Source organism: uncultured Amnibacterium sp. (assembly GCF_964244015.1).
Classification (GTDB): domain Bacteria; phylum Actinomycetota; class Actinomycetes; order Actinomycetales; family Microbacteriaceae; genus Amnibacterium.
Genome location: NZ_CAXTHO010000073.1, coordinates 1 through 14,450 on the forward strand (window position 1 = coordinate 1; position 14,450 = coordinate 14,450).

15 protein-coding genes are annotated in these 14,450 nt (G+C 71.7%); 5 read left to right on the plus strand and 10 right to left on the minus strand.

Going from position 1 to position 14,450, the window contains the following annotated elements:
- Both ACFE67_RS09505 and ACFE67_RS09510 read left to right on the plus strand, forming a co-directional pair.
- Positions 1-1,280, plus strand: a 1,280-nt coding sequence (locus ACFE67_RS09505; RefSeq protein ID WP_375406635.1) for an aldehyde dehydrogenase family protein, incomplete at its 5' end; no start/stop codon positions are given.
- A 74-nt stretch (positions 1,281-1,354) separates the two neighbouring features.
- Positions 1,355-1,768: a DUF779 domain-containing protein gene (locus ACFE67_RS09510; RefSeq protein ID WP_375406636.1), complete on the plus strand. Its 414-nt coding sequence runs from the start codon at positions 1,355-1,357 to the stop codon at positions 1,766-1,768.
- Between the two features lie 83 nt (positions 1,769-1,851).
- On the opposite strand, the gene ACFE67_RS09515 is transcribed toward ACFE67_RS09510, so the two are convergent.
- The 6 genes from ACFE67_RS09515 to ACFE67_RS09540 all read right to left on the minus strand — a co-directional run bounded on the left by ACFE67_RS09515 (position 1,852) and on the right by ACFE67_RS09540 (position 9,835).
- Positions 1,852-2,904 carry a hypothetical protein gene (locus ACFE67_RS09515; protein ID WP_375406637.1) on the minus strand — a complete coding sequence of 351 codons (1,053 nt, stop codon included), beginning with the start codon at positions 2,902-2,904 and terminating at the stop codon, positions 1,852-1,854.
- Positions 2,905-3,035: 131 nt separating this feature from the next.
- Positions 3,036-3,848, minus strand: coding sequence for an acyl-ACP desaturase (locus ACFE67_RS09520; protein ID WP_375406638.1), 813 nt, complete (start codon positions 3,846-3,848; stop codon positions 3,036-3,038).
- A gap of 9 nt (positions 3,849-3,857) precedes the next feature.
- Complete coding sequence (locus tag ACFE67_RS09525) at positions 3,858-4,703, minus strand: hypothetical protein (RefSeq protein ID WP_375406639.1); 846 nt, start codon at positions 4,701-4,703, stop codon at positions 3,858-3,860.
- Between the two features lie 180 nt (positions 4,704-4,883).
- Positions 4,884-5,348, minus strand: coding sequence for a hypothetical protein (locus ACFE67_RS09530; protein ID WP_375406640.1), 465 nt, complete (start codon positions 5,346-5,348; stop codon positions 4,884-4,886).
- Positions 5,349-5,386: 38 nt separating this feature from the next.
- Positions 5,387-8,674 carry an SNF2-related protein gene (locus tag ACFE67_RS09535; RefSeq protein ID WP_375406641.1) on the minus strand — a complete coding sequence of 1,096 codons (3,288 nt, stop codon included), beginning with the start codon at positions 8,672-8,674 and terminating at the stop codon, positions 5,387-5,389.
- Positions 8,675-8,770: 96 nt separating this feature from the next.
- On the minus strand, positions 8,771-9,835 hold the full coding sequence (locus tag ACFE67_RS09540) for an LLM class flavin-dependent oxidoreductase (protein ID WP_375406642.1): 1,065 nt from the start codon (positions 9,833-9,835) through the stop codon (positions 8,771-8,773).
- Between the two features lie 57 nt (positions 9,836-9,892).
- Between ACFE67_RS09540 and ACFE67_RS09545 the strand changes: the two genes are divergently transcribed.
- Positions 9,893-10,666 carry a siderophore-interacting protein gene (locus tag ACFE67_RS09545; protein ID WP_375406643.1) on the plus strand — a complete coding sequence of 258 codons (774 nt, stop codon included), beginning with the start codon at positions 9,893-9,895 and terminating at the stop codon, positions 10,664-10,666.
- Between the two features lie 88 nt (positions 10,667-10,754).
- Here ACFE67_RS09545 and ACFE67_RS09550 read toward each other — a convergent pair whose 3' ends face one another.
- Genes ACFE67_RS09550 through ACFE67_RS09560 form a run of 3 tightly spaced genes read right to left on the minus strand, consistent with a single transcriptional unit; the run spans position 10,755 to position 12,438 of the window.
- The gene (locus tag ACFE67_RS09550; protein ID WP_375406644.1) at positions 10,755-10,985 is read right to left on the minus strand and encodes a hypothetical protein; all 231 of its coding nucleotides are present in this window, start codon (positions 10,983-10,985) and stop codon (positions 10,755-10,757) included.
- An 11-nt stretch (positions 10,986-10,996) separates the two neighbouring features.
- Entirely contained in the window at positions 10,997-11,968 is a 972-nt protein-coding gene (locus ACFE67_RS09555) for an aldo/keto reductase (RefSeq protein ID WP_375406645.1), read from the minus strand.
- A gap of 50 nt (positions 11,969-12,018) precedes the next feature.
- Positions 12,019-12,438 carry a hypothetical protein gene (locus tag ACFE67_RS09560; RefSeq protein ID WP_375406646.1) on the minus strand — a complete coding sequence of 140 codons (420 nt, stop codon included), beginning with the start codon at positions 12,436-12,438 and terminating at the stop codon, positions 12,019-12,021.
- 99 nt (positions 12,439-12,537) lie between these two features.
- On the opposite strand from ACFE67_RS09560, the gene ACFE67_RS09565 reads away from it, so the two are divergent.
- A complete protein-coding gene (locus ACFE67_RS09565; protein WP_375406647.1) occupies positions 12,538-12,954 on the plus strand; it encodes a transferase in 417 nt (138 codons plus the stop codon).
- Between the two features lie 79 nt (positions 12,955-13,033).
- On the opposite strand, the gene rpsO is transcribed toward ACFE67_RS09565, so the two are convergent.
- Entirely contained in the window at positions 13,034-13,303 is a 270-nt protein-coding gene (gene rpsO, locus ACFE67_RS09570) for a 30S ribosomal protein S15 (protein WP_375406648.1), read from the minus strand.
- Positions 13,304-13,546: 243 nt separating this feature from the next.
- Between rpsO and ACFE67_RS09575 the strand changes: the two genes are divergently transcribed.
- A partial coding sequence (locus tag ACFE67_RS09575; RefSeq protein ID WP_375406649.1) for a MarP family serine protease occupies positions 13,547-14,450 on the plus strand: 904 nt, incomplete at its 3' end.

Here is a 14,450-nt window from a genome sequence, read left to right on the forward strand (position 1 = left end):
CGCTGATGCTCACCCGCATCGCCGACCGCATGGAGGCGAACCTCGAGGCGATCGCCGTCGCCGAGTCGTGGGAGAACGGCAAGCCGGTCCGCGAGACCCTCGCGGCCGACATCCCGCTCGCGATCGACCACTTCCGCTACTTCGCCGGCGCGCTGCGCGCCCAGGAGGGCGGGGTGTCCGAGATCGACCACGACACCATCGCGTACCACTTCCACGAGCCGCTCGGCGTGGTCGGCCAGATCATCCCCTGGAACTTCCCGATCCTGATGGCGACGTGGAAGCTCGCACCGGCGCTGGCCGCGGGCAACTGCGTCGTGCTGAAGCCGGCGGAGCAGACACCCGCGTCGATCCTGCTGCTGCTCGACCTGATCAAGGATCTGATCCCGGCCGGTGTGCTGAACGTGGTCAACGGATTCGGCTTCGAGGCCGGTGCGCCGCTGGCCTCCCACCCGCGCATCCGCAAGATCGCGTTCACCGGCGAGACGACGACCGGCCGCCTGATCATGCAGTACGCCAGCGAGAACCTGATTCCGGTCACGCTCGAGCTCGGCGGCAAGAGCCCCAACGTGTTCTTCGAAGACGTCGCCCGCGAGAAGGACGACTTCTACGAGAAGGCGCAGGAGGGGTTCTCGTTCTTCGCCCTCAACCAGGGCGAGGTCTGCACCTGCCCCTCCCGGGCCCTCGTCGCCAGGTCGATCTACGACGGGTTCGTCGGCGACGGTGTGGAGCGGGTCAGGGGCATCAAGCAGGGCAACCCGCTCGATGTCTCCACCCAGATCGGCGCGCAGGCGTCGAACGACCAGCTCGAGAAGATCCTGAGCTACATGGACATCGGGAAGCAGGGCGGCGCGAAGCTGCTGATCGGTGGCGAGCGTGCGGAGCTGCCCGGTGACCTCGCCGGCGGCTACTACGTGCAGCCGACGATCTTCGAGGGCACCAACGACATGCGGATCTTCCAGGAGGAGATCTTCGGCCCGGTGCTCGCGCTGACGTCCTTCGACGGGTTCGACGAGGCGATCTCCATCGCGAACGACACCCTCTACGGGCTCGGCGCGGGCGTGTGGAGCCGCGACGGCTCGCAGCTCTATCGGGCCGGGCGGGCGATCGAGGCCGGCCGCGTGTGGTGCAACACGTACCACCAGTACCCGGCGCACGCTGCGTTCGGCGGCTACAAGCAGTCGGGCATCGGCCGCGAGAACCACAAGATGATGCTCGACCACTACCAGCAGACGAAGAACCTCCTCGTCTCCTACGCGGAAGGCCCGATGGGCTTCTTCTGATCCCGCATCACCCGACCGGCCGCCGCGCGGTGCATCGTCTCGCGCGGCGGCCCTCCCTCCACCCGAGGAGCCAGATGGCCGCATCGAAGATCGACGTCACGCCCGCCGCTGCGGAGATGCTGCGCGGTCTGGCCGCGAAGCACGGGGCGCTGATGTTCCACCAGTCCGGCGGCTGCTGCGACGGCTCGAGCCCCATGTGCTACCCGGTCGGCATGTTCCGCACCGGCGCCTCCGACGTGCACCTCGGCGACCTCGACGTCGCGGGGATCGACCCGGTCGCCGTCTACATGTCCGCCTCCCAGTACGAGCTGTGGAAGTTCACCCACATCACGATCGACCTGGTCGACGGCCGCGGCAGCGGCTTCTCCGTCGAGGCGCCGGAGGGCAAGCGCTTCCTGATCCGCAGCCGCATGCTGACCGACGCGGAGGTGTCCGAGCTCGGCATCGAACCGCGCTTCACCCTCGCCCCGCGCCCCCTCCTCCGCTGATCGCGCCGCCTCTCCTCCGCTAACGGGGCCCTCCGCTGCAAATGCGACGGTGCGCACCGTCAGAACTGCAGCGGACGGCCCCGTTAGGCCGGTGTGCGACGAGGGCGGAGCCGTGGCCGCGCATGTCGAGCAGCCTCGATGTACGCCTGGATCAGGGTCCGGGGTCGGGTCGGACGCACGCCGAGCGTGGTGAGCACCGTGCGCAGAGCCGTTGTGCTCCCCGATTGGATCCACCCGATTCGCGCCAGCGATCGCAACCCGAGGCGGACCTCGTCCTCACGTCGCTTCTCCCTGATGACCGCAGCTGCGGCCCCGTCCGGAGCCATCTGAGCGTCGCGGTACTTCTGGTCGCCGTCCACCTCCACGCCGACGTGCACGGATCGGTACAGCCCGTCGAGGAAGACCTCGCCGTCACGGATGACGACTCGATGCTGCAACTCGGGCACCTCGAGCCCCAGTCGCATCGACGTGACGCGGAAGCGCGACTCCGCGGCCGACTCGGCTCCGGGGTGGGCGAATGCGACGACGTCGCCGATCCGCCGGGACGCCCGGCGCGGCCCGGCCAGCTGGACCGCGGCCTCGAGCTGCTCACGCGGTGCCCCCGCCAGCAAGGCAGCATCGGCGGCCATCACGCCCTCCTCGAACGGCGACGCGCCCGCGATGTCGACGACGGTCCTCCCGAGCCCGGTGATCAGGAGGCCGTGCGCTTCGAACGCCTCGCCGTCATCGACCAGGAAGTGATGCGTGACGACGCCGTCGCGATGCCGGTCGTCGTCCTCCGGCACGGTGATGTGCACCTTCGCCAACCGGAACCGAAGCACCGGGAGCCCGTGGAGGACGCCGGCCGACCAGTGCGAGACCAGGACCGGGCCGTACGACACCGCGCTGATCGCCCGCACGCGAACGATGTGCTGCTCCTCGGGCGTCAACGTCGCGAATCCGCCCCGCTCGACGTACGCGCCGGGACAGAGGCGGATCAGCAGGCCGCGCTCGACGTCCCGGCTGATCGCCGCCCGCTCCGTCGAGGTCCGGGATCCGCGGACGACGGTGATGATCTCGAGCTTCCATGGATCCACGGCGATGAGGGTGAGGTTCTGCACGCCGGTGATCGTGGTCCACTCCACGGGCCGACGCACGACCTCGCCCTGTGGAGGAGTCGATTCGCGGGGGTGCCCCGCTCCCCCGCGCACCTGCTAGCGGGGCCCACCGCTGCTCATCCAACGGTGCGCTCCGTGGTTTTAGCAGCGGTGGGCCCCGCTAGCGGAGGTCAGGCGGTGCGGGGGAGGTTCGCGTAGAGGCCGCGGGCTCGAAACGCGTTCTCGTTGATCGTGATGCCGGCCATCCCGGGCATCTTCGCGATCGCCTCGTCCATCTTCCTGACGTCCTTGAGGCCCTCCTGGCCGTCGAAGAGGTAGCCCATGACGAACCGGACCTCCTCGTCGGGTTCGATGGTCGAGCCGACCGGGCCCCAGACCTTCGACAGCGCGAACCGCGTGAACTTGCGGGCTATCACGCTCTCCTCGAGCCGCTTCACCGCTTGCGTCGTGTAGAACGCGATGTGCCGGCTCTCCTGCGCCGCGATCCGCTGCAGCAGCGGCGCGAGGGCGGGGTGCGGCTCGAGCTTCGCGAGGCGGCGGTACGCCGCGGCGGCACCGCGCTCGTTGACGCTCCCCCACGACATGTGCGTGGCGACGAAGTCCTTACCGACGATGTTCCCGTAGAGCGACTGCTTGATCGGGTCGATGCGGTCGCGCCAGCCGAGCTTGATGCGCTTCGCCTTCAGCTGGTCGTACTCGACGGTGACGCCGTGGACCTTGAGGACCGCGGCGAGCGCCTCACCGTGCCAGTACTCCTCCCGGTTCCACATCGTCATGAACGTGGAGACCTCGCCGTCACCGTGGGATGGCGTGACGAGCATGTCCCGCAGGTAGCAGACGGTGTGATATTCCACGTCGCACATATACCGCAGCGCGCGGAGGGAGGCCTCGGGCAGCGGGTCGGTCCGGAACGCGTCCAGGTCGATGTCGCCCCAGGTGACGGCCGTGCTGGTCTCGGCGAAGGTGTCGATGTCGAAAGCCATGGTCGTGCGCTAGCGCGCCGCGTCCTTCCGGTCGGGAGAGGCTGCCGCGCGCCGGGTCAGCGCGCCGCGAAGAGGGAGCCGGAGCGGGCGCCTACCCGGGGTGCGGACGGCGCGACGGACCAGCTGGAGCCCGGCGAGGCCCGGGAGCAGGTCGACCTTGGAATCGACTGCCGCGGCCCACGTGCGGTCCGGCCCGAAGAGGGTGTGCAGCGCACGCGCCGTGGCGACGGCGGGCTCGTGGTCCGCGCCGATCGGCCAGGTGCGCATCGCCAGGCGCCGGCGTGCGAGCACCCGGGCGGCCCTGGAGTGCGACAGCGCCTCGGTCGCGGACTCGGCGAAGAACCGTCCCTGCCGGGCGATGCCCTCGCGGATCCGGTCCAGGTCCGCGGCGACTGCGGCGGGCGCCAGGTGCTGGGCGCGCTCGAGCATCGCGTCCACGATCCAGCCGTCGACGAGCCGCTCGGTCATCTGCACGCCCGTGAGGGCGCGACCGTAGAGGTTCGCGACGATCGCCTCGCGCAACGGGCCGAAGCGGTCGCGGATCTTCACCGCGATGCCGCGGCGGATCGCCGGCATCGGTCCGGCACCCGCGATCGCGGTGAGTGCATCGCCGAACCAGTGCAGCTCGTAGGCCCAGGTGGACAGGAACGCGGTGATCCGCGCGTCCTTGTGGGTCGCCGTGACCAGCACGTGGGACAGCCAGGAGCCGGTGCCCTGGGCCCGGCGCTGCAGGTAGCGCAGCGTCTCCGCGAGGTCGGCGGGCAGCGCGGCGCCGAGACCGGTCAAGGTCTCTCGCATCGGTCCGAACGGCTGCCGCACGTACGCGGAGACGTCGAAGGGGGCGGGGCTGCTCATCGTTCGCAGACTATCCGTTCCTGTGGGTTCTCCGGGGCTCAGCCGACACCCCAGACGTGGGCCCGCGCGCCGACCGCGTGGACAGGAGGTTCGGAGCGATCGGCGGACCCGATCGGTGCCGCGGAACCGACGCTCCGTTTTGTAGGACGGTCGTTCCTACAAAACGGAGAGTGGAGGTGCTCACGGGGTGGGCGGGGTCCAGTCGCGGCGGCGCAGCTTGCCCGCGTCGTCGCGGAGCGGCTCGCGGACCACCTCCAGCGAATCGATGCGCTTCTCCGGATCGAGCCGCTCGTTCGCCCACCGCTGCAGCTCGTCCGCGTCGGTCGCCGACGACGCCACGTCGGCGACGGCGTGGATGCGATGCCCGAGGTCCTCGTCGGGCACGCCGACCGCTGCGGCTGATCGCACGGCAGGATGCGACTCGAGCGTCCGGTCGTCCGGCGAGCGGCCCGACGACGCCGTCCGGAACAGCCCGGGCTCCGGCCGCGCGACATGAAGTCCGGCTCGTCCGCGAATCCGGGCGTGATCGGATGTTCCGGGCGCGTTCGGACGCCCGCATCGTCCGATCTCGCCCGTCGTGTCGAACCGGCCGGCAGCACGGGCGCAATCGGCGGGCTGCTGGTCTAGCTGCTGGGACCGATCCACGCGCTCCAGCAGATCGCACTGTCCTCGGTGGAGGAGGGTCAGGCGAGCAGCTCGCGGACGTCCGAGGCCGTCAGCGAGGAGGTGGTCTCCGCGCCGTTGCCGTCCATGACCGCGTCGAAGAGCGCGCGCTTGGACTCCTTCAGCGCCATCACCTTCTCCTCGATCGTGTCCTTCGCGACCAGGCGGTAGACCATCACCTGGCGCGTCTGGCCGATGCGGTGCGCGCGGTCGACCGCCTGCGCCTCCGCCGCCGGGTTCCACCAGGGGTCGAGCAGGATGCAGTAGTCCGCCTCGGCGAGGTTCAGCCCGAAGCCGCCCGCCTTCAGCGAGATCAGGAACACGTCGGCCTCGCCCGAGCGGAAGCGGTCGATCGCGTCGCCACGCCGCCGCGTGGACCCGTCGAGGTAGGCGTAGCCGATGCCGGCCGTGTCGAGCCGGTCCTTCACCCGGCCCAGCAACCGCGTGAACTGGCTGAAGACGAGCACGCGGTGGTGCTCCTCCAGCGCGTTCGCCAGCAGCTCGTCGAACAGGTCGAGCTTCGCCGACGGCACGCCCTCGTTGGCGGCGTCCACGAGCGCCGCATCGAGCGCGACCTGGCGCAGGGTCGTCAGGGCCCGGAAGATGGTGAACCGGTTGCGGTCGAACTCGCCGATCAGGCCGAGCACGCGCTGCCGCTCGCGGTTCAGGTGCCGGTCGTAGACGGCGCGCTGCTTCCTGCCGAGCTCGACCTCGATGACCTGCTCGGTCTTCGGCGGCAGGTCGGAGGCGACGAGCTCCTTCGTCCTGCGCAGCAGGAGCGGCCGGATCCGGCGCTGCAGCTGGACGAGGCGCTCCCGGTCCCCCTCCTTCTCGATCGGCTTCGCGTAGTGCTCCTGGAAGCCGGACGGCGACGGGAACAGGCCGGGCGCGGCGATCGACAGGATCGACCACAGCTCCATCAGGTCGTTCTCGAGCGGTGTGCCGGTGATCGCGAGGCGGAACGGCACCTCGATCGCGCGGATCCGCTGATAGGTCGTGGAGTGCCGGTTCTTCGCGAACTGCGCCTCGTCGAGCAGCATCCCCGCCCAGGTGATCCCGCCGTACGAGGCGGTGTCGAGCCGGAGCAGGGCGTAGGAGGTCACGACGATGTCCGCATCGTCGACGGTGTCGGGCAGCGGCGTCCTGCTCTTCCGCACGGTCTCGGTGATGCCGACGACCTTCAGGTGCGGCAGGAACCGGTTCGTCTCCGCGATCCAGTTCGGCACGACGGACGTCGGCGCGACGACGAGGAAGCGCGGGCGCTCCTCGCCCCTCGCCTCCGCCAGATCGATGGCCCTGCCGATCATCGCGAGGGACTGGACGGTCTTGCCGAGGCCCATGTCGTCGGCGAGCACGCCGCCGAGCTTGTTGTCGTAGAGGAAGGAGAGCCAGTCGTAGCCCTCCTGCTGGTACGGCCGGAGGTCGGCGAGGAAGCCGTTCGGAAGCGGCTGCGGCTCCACGTGGCCGTCGGCCGCGAAGCCGTCGGTCAGCTCGACTGCGCGGCGCCACGCCTCCGCCTGCCTGGCGACGGTCCCGAGCGCGACGAGGTCCTCCCAGAGCGAGCCCTGGAAGCGCGAGATGCGCAGCGGCGCCCTGGGGTCGTCGGTCAGCTCGCGGGCCTCGGCGATCAGTGCCCGGAGGTGCTCGAACACCGGATCGTCGAGGGGGAACCAGACCCCGCCGGGCAGCACCATCGCGTCGTCGCCGCGGGCGAGTGCGAGGAACACTTCGGCGAGCGGTGCGACCTCGCCACCGACCCGCACCTCGATGTCGAGGTCGAACCAGTCGCGGCTGCCCTCGATGGCCCTGGTCCCGATCGCGACGACGGGCGTCGCCTCGGCCGCGCGGTACTCGACCGGCTCGCCGCTCTCGAGCACGCTGACACCGGGCACCGCCCGGATCGCCGGCAGCAGCTCCTGCCCGAAGGCGACGGCGGCCATGCCGTGCACGGCGAACGTCTCGCGGAGCTCCCCGTGGGTGCCGATCAGCTCGGGCGTGCGCACGCTGTCGAGCCCCGCGGTGCGCAGCGCGGTGACGATGCGGCGCTCCTGCAGCGGGTCGCGGATCGCGTCCTCCTCGCCGCCGAGCGTGAGCGGGGTCGCGTCGCCCGGCAGCGTGTACCGCCAGGACCAGCGCCCGGCGGCCCCACCCGAACCGTGCTCGACCGTCAGCTCGAGCAGCGCGTCCGGCCGCGACGGCGGCGAGAAGCTGCCGTCCCGGCTGACGATCGGCAGCACGCTCGCGAGGCGGCGGTAGTGATGGGCGAGGAAGTCGGGCTCCTCCTCCTCCGGCACCTCGATCGGATCCGGGAGGCGGAGGAAGGCGTGCGCGGCGGTCTGCAGGGGCTCGGCGAACGGGGCGAGCGCGATCTCGGCATCGGCGAGCGTCTCGCCCTGCTCCCAGGTCGCGACGCCGATGCCGGGGTCGCCGATCAGCGCGAACGGCGGCGCGAGCGCGGCGCCGGTCGCGGGATCGCCGTGCACGAGCAGCGGGGCGAGGGACAGCCCGGTCGCGGTGCGGACGAGGTCGGCGGCGGGCGTGACCGGATCGGCGCTGATCGACAGCGGGGTCTGCGTCTTCCCACCGGTGACGAGCCCGATGCCGTGCTCCTCCGCCTCCTTCAGCAGCGGCCAGAGCGCGGTGGTCCTGGCGCCGCCGAGCTGCAGCCAGGTGTCCTGGGTCAGGGACGACGGGCCGGCGGTGAGGAGGCGGTGCACCTCGCGGAGGATCCGCGTCTGCGCATCGTCGTACTCGTGCACGGACCACTCGTTCGTGACGGTGCGCCAGGAGACGCCGGTGCGCCGCCAGCGGCCGTTGGACCCGAGCACCACTGGGCGGACACCGACCACGGCCGGGCGCTCGCGCGGGGCGGTGCGGCGGGAGCCGGTCCAGGGCTGCTCCGACTGCTGCAGCTCGAAGACCAGCCCGAGGATCGCGGAGGACTCGTCCGTGTCGAGCCCGTCGAGGATCGGGTCGAGCGTCCGCCGCCACAGGGCGTCCGCGACCGTCGGGGCGGGTGCCGACGGTGCGCCGCGCCTGCCCTCGAGCAGCACCGCGCCGACGTGCTTGCAGTCGGAGCCGACCGGGCAGTCGCAGCGCCCGGAGATCGGCACGGGTCCGTCGGGCGTGGGGCGGAGGCGGACCCGCGCGGAGTAGCGGGCGTGCTCGGACCCGCGGACCCGTCCGGTCAGCGTCGTCTTGTCGGTGCTCCAGCGCACGTCGGAGACGCGGCCCTCGCGCTGGTACTGGTCCGCGCGGGCGAACCCGGCGGGGCCGGTGATGCGCGCGACATCGAGATCCGAGTACATGTCCACGACCCCTCCCCGATTCGGCGAACCCTCGATTTTAGGCGCCATCGGAGGCCGTCGCGTTCCGCGACGTCGGCGTGGGGGTGCTCGGCGCACTCAGGCGGCGGCGAGCACGCCCTGCGGCAGGTGCGCCGCGAGCAGCTCGAGCGTGCGCTCCCTGGCGGGTGCGCGATCGATCGGATCCGCGGCGGAGGCGCCCGCGGACGGGCTGACCATCACCTCGTCCACGTCGTAGCGGTCGGCGAACGCGGCCAGGCGCTCGGCGACCTCGCCCGACTCCCCGATGAACCAGCGGGCGCGCATCGCCTCGATGAGGTCGTGCTGCGCCTGGGTGACGTGGGCCGCCTGCGCGGCCTCGACGGTGTCCAGCGCGGTCAGCGGCGTGCCCGTGCGGAGCCTGGCCATGTGCTGCAGCTGCGGGAGGGCGAGCCGCACGGCCTCGTCGGCGGACGGAGCGGCGACGACGTTCGCGGTCAGCAGGGCGCGGGGTGCGGACAGGTGCTCGGACGCCTCGAAGCTGGAGCGGTACAGGCCGAGCGAGCGCTCCGTGCCCTCGCCGGAGAAGTGGTGGGCGAACACGTAGGGCAGGCCGAGCCGTCCGGCGAGCTGCGCGGAGTAGTCGGAGGAGCCGAGCAGCCACAGCTCCGGCGTCCCGGCCGCGTTCGGCGTCGCTCTGACCGCGTACTCCTCGCCCGACGAGAGGCGCAGCCCGGCGCCCTGGGGGCTGAGCAGCGCCTCGATGTCGCGGATGTGGTTCGGGAACGCGTCGACGTCGCTGGTGTGACCGCTCGACCGCAGCAGCGCCGTGATGACGGGATCGGAGCCGGGCGCGCGGCCGATGCCGAGATCGATGCGCCCGGGCGCTGCGGCCTCGAGCACGGCGAACTGCTCCGCGACGACGAACGGCGCGTGGTTCGGCAGCATCACGCCGCCCGAGCCGAGCCGGATCCTGCGCGTGCGGCCGGCCAGCACGCCGAGCAGCACGGGCGGATTCGTGGAGGCGACCGAGGGCATGTTGTGATGCTCGGCGACCCAGAAGCGGTGCAGCCCGAGCTCGTCCGCCCGCTCGGCGAGTGCGATCGACGCGGCGACGGCGTCCGCGGAGGTCTGGCCCGCGCGAACGGGGACGAGGTCGAGCACCGACAGGGTGAGTTGCGGCATGGAGGTGGCAACCGGCCGCCGGACGATCGCATTCCTCGCGGCGGGCAGAATCGGGCGATGCGCACCTTCCCGATCTCCTCCATCCCGCGGACCCGCGAGGCGGTCCGACACGAGCTGCGACGCCGCCGGGTGACGGTGATCGGGCGGCAGCAGCTGCCGGCGCCGCTGCTGCGGATCACGCTCGGCGGGGAGGATCTGGCCGGGTTCACGAGCCTCGGTCCGGAGGACCACGTGAAGCTGTTCTTCACCGGTCCCGACGGTGTGGTCGGCCGCGACTACACGCCGAGCGAGTTCCGCCCGCTCGGGGCGTCGAGCGGCCCCGAGCTGGACATCGACTTCGTCGTGCACGGCACCGACGGGCCCGCGACCGCGTGGGCGTCGACCGCGGCGGAGGGCGACGAGATCGAGTTCGGCGGCCCCCGGGGGTCGAAGCTCGCCCCCTCCGGCTTCCGCAACGCGGTGCTGATCGCGGACCCGTCGGGGCTGCCGGCGCTGCGGCGCTGGATCCGCGCGTTCGACGGCGAGCCCTCCACGCGGGTCCTGCTGTTCGGCGGCGCGACACCCGACTACCTGGACGAGACCGAGGCGGGCGCCGCGATCGTGCAGGTGCTGGAGGCGGGGCACGACCTGCTGGAGACCGTGCAGGCGCAGGACATCGACCAGGACACCTTCGTCTGGGCCGCCGGCGAGTCGGCCGCGCTCGTCCCGGTCCGCCGGCACCTGAAGGCCCTCGGCCTGCCGAAGCCGAACCTCTCCCTGCACGGCTACTGGAAGCGCGGCGAGGCGGGCCTCGACCACCACGCCCCCCTGGATCCCTCCGACCCGGACTGAGCGGATCGGTGTTCACGGATCAGGGGATCCGGGGCGCTCCGCGCCACCGGATCCCCTGATCCGTGAACACCCCTCGACCGGCGGAGACCTAGCGGACGGAGGAGGGGCGGTCGTCGTTCGGGTCGCGGCGCTCGAGCGCGCGGATCGCGATGAGCAGTGCCGCGACGCCCAGCGCGGCCCGCACCAGGACGAAGGCGAACACGGCCAGGGCCGCCGTCTCGCTCCCGATGGCGAGGAGGATCCCCCCGAACGCCGCGATCGCCGCGTCGCCCACGAACGCGGCCTTGATCCAGAACAGCAGCCGCGAGGCGGGCGTCACCGCGGCGCCGGTCAGAACCCGCTGGGGGCGTGCGGCACGTAGGCGTCCTCGAGCGCGTCGAGCTCGTCCTCCGTCAGCTCCAGCGCCTCCGCCGCGATCGCGTCCTCGAGGTGCTGCGCCTTCGTCGCGCCCACGATCGGCGCCGTGACGGCGGGCTGCGCCAGCACCCAGGCGAGCGCGACCTGCGCGCGGGAGACGCCGCGGTCCGCAGCGACCCGGGCGACCGCCTCCACGATCCCCCTGTCCTGCTCGGGCTTGAAGAGGGTCTTGCCGAACTCGTCGGTCTCGCTGCGCGCGGTCGCGTCGTCCCAGTCGCGGGTCAGCTTGCCGCGGGCGAGCGGCGACCACGGGATCACGCCGACGCCGCTGCTCTGGCAGTAGGGGTGCATCTCCCGCTCCTCCTCGCGCTGCAGCAGCGAGTACTGGTCCTGCATCGACACGAAGCGGGTGAGTCCCTCGATGTCCGCCGTGTGCTGCATCTCCGCGAACTGCCACGTCCACATCGAGGAGGCGCCGATGTACCGGGCCTTGCCGGCCTTCACGACGTCGTGCAGGGCGGCCATCGTCTCGGCGATCGGGACCTCCGGGTCGAACCGGTGGATCTGGTACAGGTCGACGTAGTCGGTCCCGAGGCGCTGCAGGGAGGCGTCGATCTGCGTCATGATCGCGCCGCGCGACAGCCCGGACCCGTTGGGGCCGGGGCCCATCCGGCCGTGCACCTTCGTCGCGAGCACGACCTCGTCCCGCTTCGCGAACTCGTGCAGCAGCGCTCCGGTGATCTCCTCGCTCGTGCCGTCGGAGTACACGTTGGCCGTGTCGAAGGTGGTGATCCCGGCCTCGATCGCCCGGCGGAAGAAGGGCCGCGCGTCGTCCAGCGGCATGCTCCAGGGGTGACCGCCGCGGTCCGGCGTCCCGTAGCTCATGCAGCCGAGGATGACGCGGCTGACAGCGAGACCGGCATCGCCGAGTCGGATGGTGTCCATGCGTCGATCCTCCGCCTGCGGGCCTGAACGCCGGGCCGCTGGTGAGCAGGTCAGCGGGTGTCGCCCATCCGCAGGTCGACCCGCCAGCCGTCCTTCGTGCGCACCACCTCGACCGGGATGCGGGGCTTCCTGCCCGCGAGGTCCAGGCGGCTGAGGGCCTCGTTGACCGGGCCCTCGAGCCCGCGCGGCACGCGGCCGACCGGGCCGACGATCCGGCCGTTCGCGAACAGGCGCACCACGATCGGCGCGTCCGTGCGCTCCTCCTCGTCCGTGCGGCGGGCGATCGCGGTCTCGACCCCGGCGGCCTGCGCGATGCCGCTCAGCACCTCCTGGTGCGGATCGCTGCCGGCGAGCCGGATCGTCACGTTCTTGCTCGACGGCATCAGGTCGAACTTGTAGTCGCCCAGCGACCCGCGTCCCTGGTCGCCCTTCGGGAAGTCGGGGTCTCCGCCACCGCGTCGGAACAGCACCGCACCATTCTGGCGCGAGTACCGCTCTTATGGGATTCTCAGCCAGAAAGGGGGCGCGGTCGGGGAATGAACGGGGGCATGTTCTACGTTGTGTAGATCATGCAACGCAGGACCCCGAGGATCGCAGAAGAGATCGAGGACGAGTTCGGTACCGTCACCCGGTACCGCCGTCACCCCAACGGACGTGGACTCGTCGCAACGGATGCGTCCGTCGACCCCACCGCGTTCATCGCGCCCACCGTCTACATCGAGTCCGGTGCCCGCGTCGGCCGGGCCGCGAGGATCGCCTCCGGCAGCTGGGTCGACCGGGAGGCCGTCGTCGGCCCGCACGCCGAGATCGGCGCCGCGGTCCATGTCGGTGCCGCCGCGATCGTCGGCGAGGGCGTCCGCGTGGGCAGCCACACGAAGATCGGTGCCCGCGCCTCCATCGGCGCCGGTGCCAGGGTCGCAGCCGACCAGAAGATCGACGACGACGCGGTGCTGCCGCGGCAGAACGCGTTCGGCGCCGCAGCCTGAGTCCGGTACCGACCGTACCGATGAAGGAAGCCCCCTCCGAAGATCGGAGGGGGCTTCCTTCATGGTCGGGGCGACGCGCTCAGCGGCGCAGCCCGAGGCGCTCGATCAACGTCCGGTAGCGCGCGATCTCGACGTCCTGCAGGTATCCGAGCAGCCGCCGGCGCTGGCCGACCAGCAGCAGCAGACCGCGACGGGAGTGATGGTCGTGCTTGTGCACCTTCAGGTGCTCGGTCAGATCCTTGATGCGGGTCGTCAGCATCGCGATCTGGACCTCGGGCGAGCCGGTGTCGCCCTCGTGCGTCGCGTACTCCGCGATGATCGCCTTCTTGACCTCAGCGTCCAACGCCATGGGGAACCCCTCTTCTGCTCGCTGCGCGGTGTCGGACGCGGGATGCGTGCGACGATCTCTGACCGCGGCCGGTTCACGGCGGCCGAGAGTCTAGCAAGCCCCGTGCTCCTCCTCCGCCCGGCCCCGATCCCGACAGCGCCGACCTCGATGGCACTGAGGGGATCCTGAAGACGCATGCCGTGCGCCGGCCCGGTGTCCGCCGTGTCCTCTACGGTCGGATCCGCTGAGAAGGGGAGGTGCGGCATGGCCGTCGTGCTCGACATCGTGCTCGCGCTGGTGCTGCTCGGCTACCTGGTGCAGGGCTACCGCCTCGGCCTGGTGCGCAGCATCGGCGCCATCGTCGGCATCATCGCGGGCGGGATCGCCGCGGCGCTGCTGTCGCCGCTCATCGGCTCGCTGGTGCCGGACGAGACCGGCAAGGTCGTCGCGACGATCGTCGCCGCGGTCGTGCTCGTCATCCTCGGCCACGCCGTCGGGTCCGGCATCGGCGCCGCGATCGGCGGCGTCCTCCGGCGCAGTCCCCTCGGGCCGATCGACCGCCTGCTCGGCGCTGCGGCGCAGCTGATCGTCAGCGCGCTCGCGATCTCGGTCATCGCCTCGCTCGCCGTCTCCCTCGGCGTGCCGTACGTCGCGCAGCCCGTCGCGGCATCCGTGGTCCTGCGCGCGATCGACACCGCCACGCCGGCGCCGGTCGCGAGCGCGCTCGCGCAGCTGCGGTCGACGGTGCTGTCGAGCGGCATCCCGCAGCTCGGCATCTCGCTCGGCACCGGCACCGGTGGCGACACCTCCGTCCCCGGTGTCGCGCAGACGGCCGGGCTGCGCACCGCTGCGGCCTCCGTGCTGAAGATCACCGGCCGCGCCCCGGGATGCAACCAGGAGCAGTCCGGTTCCGGCTTCGTCGTGGCGACGGACCGCGTCCTGACGAACGCCCACGTCGTCGCCGGGGTCACGGAACCGGTGGTGCTCTCCCCCGACGGGCAGGCGCTCACCGGCCGCGTCACCTTCTTCGATCCGCAGCGCGACCTCGCCATCATCGCGGTCCGCGGGTTGCGGGCCGCACCACTGACCGTCGCCGCCTCGCCGGGCGTCGGCGACAGGGGCGTCGTCGCCGGCTACCCGTTCGGCGGCCCCTTCACCGAGGGCGGCG

What these genes read in the sequence shown, in the direction of transcription:
- ACFE67_RS09540 (WP_375406642.1), bottom strand. Translation starts at nt 9,835, where the DNA reads ATGCCGCAACTCACCCTGTCGGTGCTCGACCTCGTCCCCGTTCGCGCG.
- ACFE67_RS09525 (WP_375406639.1), bottom strand. Translation starts at nt 4,703, where the DNA reads ATGAGCAGCCCCGCCCCCTTCGACGTCTCCGCGTACGTGCGGCAGCCG.
- ACFE67_RS09565 (WP_375406647.1), top strand. Translation starts at nt 12,538, where the DNA reads ATGCAACGCAGGACCCCGAGGATCGCAGAAGAGATCGAGGACGAGTTC.
- ACFE67_RS09545 (WP_375406643.1), top strand. Translation starts at nt 9,893, where the DNA reads ATGCGCACCTTCCCGATCTCCTCCATCCCGCGGACCCGCGAGGCGGTC.
- ACFE67_RS09520 (WP_375406638.1), bottom strand. Translation starts at nt 3,848, where the DNA reads ATGGCTTTCGACATCGACACCTTCGCCGAGACCAGCACGGCCGTCACC.
- ACFE67_RS09535 (WP_375406641.1), bottom strand. Translation starts at nt 8,674, where the DNA reads ATGTACTCGGATCTCGATGTCGCGCGCATCACCGGCCCCGCCGGGTTC.
- rpsO (WP_375406648.1), bottom strand. Translation starts at nt 13,303, where the DNA reads ATGGCGTTGGACGCTGAGGTCAAGAAGGCGATCATCGCGGAGTACGCG.
- ACFE67_RS09510 (WP_375406636.1), top strand. Translation starts at nt 1,355, where the DNA reads ATGGCCGCATCGAAGATCGACGTCACGCCCGCCGCTGCGGAGATGCTG.
- ACFE67_RS09555 (WP_375406645.1), bottom strand. Translation starts at nt 11,968, where the DNA reads ATGGACACCATCCGACTCGGCGATGCCGGTCTCGCTGTCAGCCGCGTC.